Source organism: Luteolibacter pohnpeiensis, from assembly GCF_016595435.1.
In the GTDB taxonomy this organism is placed as follows: domain Bacteria; phylum Verrucomicrobiota; class Verrucomicrobiia; order Verrucomicrobiales; family Akkermansiaceae; genus Luteolibacter; species Luteolibacter pohnpeiensis.
Window position 1 is genome coordinate 1 of the sequence record NZ_JAENIJ010000076.1, and the last position, 3,929, is coordinate 3,929.

Annotated in this window: 5 protein-coding genes; all 5 read right to left on the reverse strand. The window is 57.1% G+C overall.

The features are described 5' to 3' along the window. Positions 1-166 precede the first annotated feature (166 nt). Positions 167-1,588: a ParB N-terminal domain-containing protein gene (locus JIN85_RS19855; protein ID WP_200274123.1), complete on the reverse strand. Its 1,422-nt coding sequence runs from the start codon at positions 1,586-1,588 to the stop codon at positions 167-169. Beyond that, positions 1,581-2,222: a ParB/Srx family N-terminal domain-containing protein gene (locus tag JIN85_RS19860; RefSeq protein WP_200274125.1), complete on the reverse strand. Its 642-nt coding sequence runs from the start codon at positions 2,220-2,222 to the stop codon at positions 1,581-1,583. Before JIN85_RS19860 ends, JIN85_RS19855 begins: the two co-directional genes overlap by 8 nt. 76 nt (positions 2,223-2,298) lie before the next feature. Then, the gene (locus JIN85_RS19865; protein WP_200274127.1) at positions 2,299-2,838 is read right to left on the reverse strand and encodes a 3'-5' exonuclease; all 540 of its coding nucleotides are present in this window, start codon (positions 2,836-2,838) and stop codon (positions 2,299-2,301) included. Positions 2,839-3,006: 168 nt separating this feature from the next. Continuing rightward, positions 3,007-3,369 (reverse strand): hypothetical protein, encoded by a 363-nt coding sequence (locus JIN85_RS19870; protein WP_200274129.1) that lies wholly within the window; start codon positions 3,367-3,369, stop codon positions 3,007-3,009. 158 nt (positions 3,370-3,527) lie between these two features. Then, positions 3,528-3,929, reverse strand: a 402-nt coding sequence (locus tag JIN85_RS19875) for a hypothetical protein (protein WP_200274131.1), incomplete at its 5' end; no start/stop codon positions are given.

Sequence of the window (3,929 nt, forward strand, 5' to 3'; positions counted from 1 at the left end):
TTTTCATAGGACCGACAAAACTCCCCATCCTTGCGCGACATCCGCCGCTCAATCGTCCGCGTCGCGCAGCCAAACCACGCCGCCATCTCGGCGGCCGTCGCTCCCAGCATCCCCAGCTTTTCGACCTCACTCAGATCGAACTCCATCTTTGGTCGCCCGTTCGTGCTCATGCCTCTTCTCCCCTCAACCATGGAACAGCCGCCACAATGTCGTCACCTCGCCCGTAGCGCTTGCCACCGGGTAACGGCAGGTTGAATTCAAACCTCAGCCCCTTCTCGAGATCGTCAGCCGATGACGGCCGCTCGTTGATCGCCACCACTGACCAGCCCGTGGTCCGGATTGGTCCGCTCTTCAACTCACGTCCTTCCGCATCGCGGATCTCGTAACGCTTGCCGATGAATCGCTCGGTCAACTCCCGGATGTGCTCGATTCCATGGAACTTCTGATAGCGCCAGACTCCCCGCGAATAGATCGCCGAGATCCGTTCGCCATCGAGGAAGTTCACCTGACGGCGCGTGTGAGTCTTCTCAACGCACGTCTTGTTGTTCAGCCGGGTCAGCTCCGAATCCAGACTGCGACCGCTAAAGATCACCTTGCCGCCTTTCCGGCAAAGCGTGGATAGCGTGAGCAGCACCGCTTCCTCGGCTGCGACCGAGTCCACACTGTTGAGCACCGAGTCGCACACCACCACGTCGTAAGGGCCGTGGGTTCGCAAATCCTCGAGCACTCGATCGATGTGGCGTTGCACTTCCCCGAACGCGATCTTGCCGTTTCGCTGCAGGTAAAACTCCAAGCCGCGGATCTGATAGCTCGCCGCGCTCAGACGCTTCACGTAAGCCAGCTTGCCCGCGCCGAAGTCGAGGATCCTCTCCTTCTTCGTCACATGCGGCAGCACCGCGTGCTCGTAGGTCCGGCTTCTAAGCTCACGATTGCCCCCGCCATTCAGCCGGTTCATTTGCGCCAAGGCTTGTGCCCAGGTCGTGCGCGGCAAATGGTCATAGGAATAGACGCCGTAGGACGCGGAAAGGTAGCGCTTCGCCACGTCCTCGAGGTCGGCAGGAATCACCATCAGATGCAGCGGCATGCCCAATTGCTGACAGCACGCGGCATAGTCAGCCGAGGAAATCACCCGACCATCCGGCAACGCAACCGCCCCGCCCCACGGTCCATGTTTGGCCAGAAGACGGAGGATTTCTTTCCTTCGGATCGCTCCCCGAGCCAGAGGATTTCCAACCCGGATCTCCCGTGCCGGCACGATCTGCCAACCGCAATCCATGGCAGGCACCCGCACCTTCAATTCGTCGGATTCGTCGAGGTCGGATCCGTTGTGGATCTGGTTGAAGCGGATTTCCTCCGTCACCGATACCGGGCCTAACAAATGCACCGCCGTGTTCTCGAGTCCTTCGGCCCGCATGGCTTTGGTGCGTTGGTGCCCGGCGATGATGGTCCCCTGCGAAACGATCACCGGTTTGACCGCGCCAAGCGCACGGATGCTTTCGCGTAGCTTCGCAAACTCCGTCTCGCTGATCCGCCTCGGGTTGTAGGACGCCGGTTTGAGCCGGTCGATGGGATAGTTTGCCTCAAACATCGTCTTCGAGGGCCAGGAGTTGACGAACGAATCCAAAGTAGGAGCCGGTCGCTTCCGCGTGTTGATCGATCTGGCGACGAAGTGCCACCCGTTCCGCTTCCGTGACTGGAATCGACAGCCCGTCAAACTTGAGCAGGCAGGCATTTTCCGAAGCATCCTCGTCTTCCGCGATGTCATCCGCCTGGGTTTCATCGGAAAGCATCTGGTCCAGCTCCGTGGCATCGAAACCGGTCAGCTCGAGGTCGAAGTCGTCCACCTCGCCCAGATCTCGCAGCAAGTCCCCCAACCCGTCCTTGTCCATATCCGCCAGCTCGGCAATCCGGTTGTCCGCCACCAAGTGCGCCCATTCGTCAGCTTCGCTCGCAAACTCCTGCACGTCCACCGGCACCTGCGAAAGCCCGAGCAGCAACGCCGCCTCAAGCCTCCCATGCCCTGCGATCACAAACCCGCTTCGCGCCGAAACCACGATCGGATTCCGCCACCCCTGATGCCGGATGATGCGGGCCAGCATTTCAATCTGCTTCTGCCCGTGCTTATTCGGATTGCGCGGATGCGGCGTGAGCGATGAGGGATCAAGCAGCTCCTTGTGACTGCATTTTACTTCCGGCAAAAACTGTTCTTTTGAACTCTCCATGCCAGAGAATTCTCCGAACTACCGGGACCGACAACGAGCGCCAGTGGTCCCCGTCACACCAAATGGCCGAAGCAGATCAACAATCGATCGAGAGCTTTTTGAAGATCTCGATCAAGTGGAGCGCTTGGTTCATAGCGTCATCCAGCGCATTATGATGAGTGCCCACCCGATCTGGAACCGCAACCTCAGGGTGCATGGCCTTCATGGTGCGATAGCAGCGATCCCGACTGTATCTCCAAGGCAACGAAAGCTCACAGGCTCTATATGCCGCAGCAAGCACCGTATTATCGAACGCCGCTCCGTTTCCCCAAATCTCAACCACCGGATCACCAAGCCACTCGCCAAACTCCGTGAGTGCCTGGGAAAGCTCAACGCCGGGTTTCGTGATTTCCAGACGAGCTTCGTCAGGTTGTTTGAACCACCAGAGAATCGTCGATACATCCGGCTTCAGGCCAAACCGCTCGCAGCTTTCCGGGTCAATCCGCCGGTAAAAGGTATCAGTGATTCCAGCCGAACTGAATTTCACCGCACCAAGCGTCAGGATAATGGAGCCAGGAGTGTTTCCCATGGTCTCGATGTCGACCATGACGCGGGTTGGATCTTCAGTTGTGCTCATGTGATGGGGTGCTTTCAGGGACGAAATCACCCGATGGCTTGTCGCGCAAGGACTCTCCTATGTTCACTCGAACATTTTCAAATCAACCTGTGGCAGGGTGAGTTATTCACAGGTATTCACAGCTTATGCACATTTTCTAAATTTATTAACAAGTTATCCACATTCGATTCATTTTCTCTTCTGTTTCCGGCAGTCGACCTTCAGTTTGAGCTTCTTCGCCATCGCCAGAGCGACTGAGCGGCCAAAGATCGCCATGTCCGGATCGCGGGTTGGTAGCGGGATGGATTCCCTCTTTCCGACAACCTTGGTGCCGATGTTGAAGGTGATCCTCAGCTTCCATTGCTCCTTGGATTTGTCCCAGGTGAGGTTGTGAAGGCGGAACATATCATTCTGCACCCGCTCGCTCGGTGGGTTCCTCGGGTCGGATAACCGTTCGATCGCCCATTGCTGGGTTTCTGCCTCTGGAACCTGCCTGCCAGATAGCCAGCGATGAATCGTGACACGCGACACACGACACAAAATCGATTTCATTTCGGGGACCGAGTATCCGCGCTGAATCCTAATATCTGTAAGGGTTTGAGCGAATGAAATTTCTTTTTCCGAACTGACTAAAAGTGTATCGACTGACTGATCTGTGGTCTTTTCGTTATCCATTTTTTAAAATTTCCCGAGGTCTATCAAAACTTTCTTCAGGCCCTGAGAATCATTGAATGTTGCGATAGCCGTCGGCTGATGGCTTCGGATTGCGCGGTGTCTCCGCCGTTCTGGCGGACGATCTTTTCCCGCAGCTTTGGCAGGTCGATTTGACTGCTCCAGAACGTCGGCAGCTTTGCTCCCATCCGCGTCTCTAACAGGTCGAAGAGCTTCGCGCTCCATGCCTCCGTCATTCGCCCTTGGCTGATGTCGTCCAGGACAAGAATTGAAATCGTCGAGCCTTGCTGCCAGCGGCGCTTGCACCCTTCCCGGTCTTTCTCGGCGGTAGCCGCTTCGATTGCTGCATCGCGGGCTTCGGTGCCACTCCACCAGAGGAACGGTTGCTCGAGCTTTCGCAGCAGCGATGCCAGCGCATGGCTCTTGCCGATCCCGGATTT

Bases quoted from the DNA above. Each gene is read 5' to 3' on its own strand.
- JIN85_RS19860 (WP_200274125.1), bottom strand. From the start codon at position 2,222: ATGGAGAGTTCAAAAGAACAGTTTTTGCCGGAAGTAAAATGCAGTCAC.
- JIN85_RS19870 (WP_200274129.1), bottom strand. From the start codon at position 3,369: ATGAAATCGATTTTGTGTCGTGTGTCGCGTGTCACGATTCATCGCTGG.
- JIN85_RS19865 (WP_200274127.1), bottom strand. From the start codon at position 2,838: ATGAGCACAACTGAAGATCCAACCCGCGTCATGGTCGACATCGAGACC.
- JIN85_RS19855 (WP_200274123.1), bottom strand. From the start codon at position 1,588: ATGTTTGAGGCAAACTATCCCATCGACCGGCTCAAACCGGCGTCCTAC.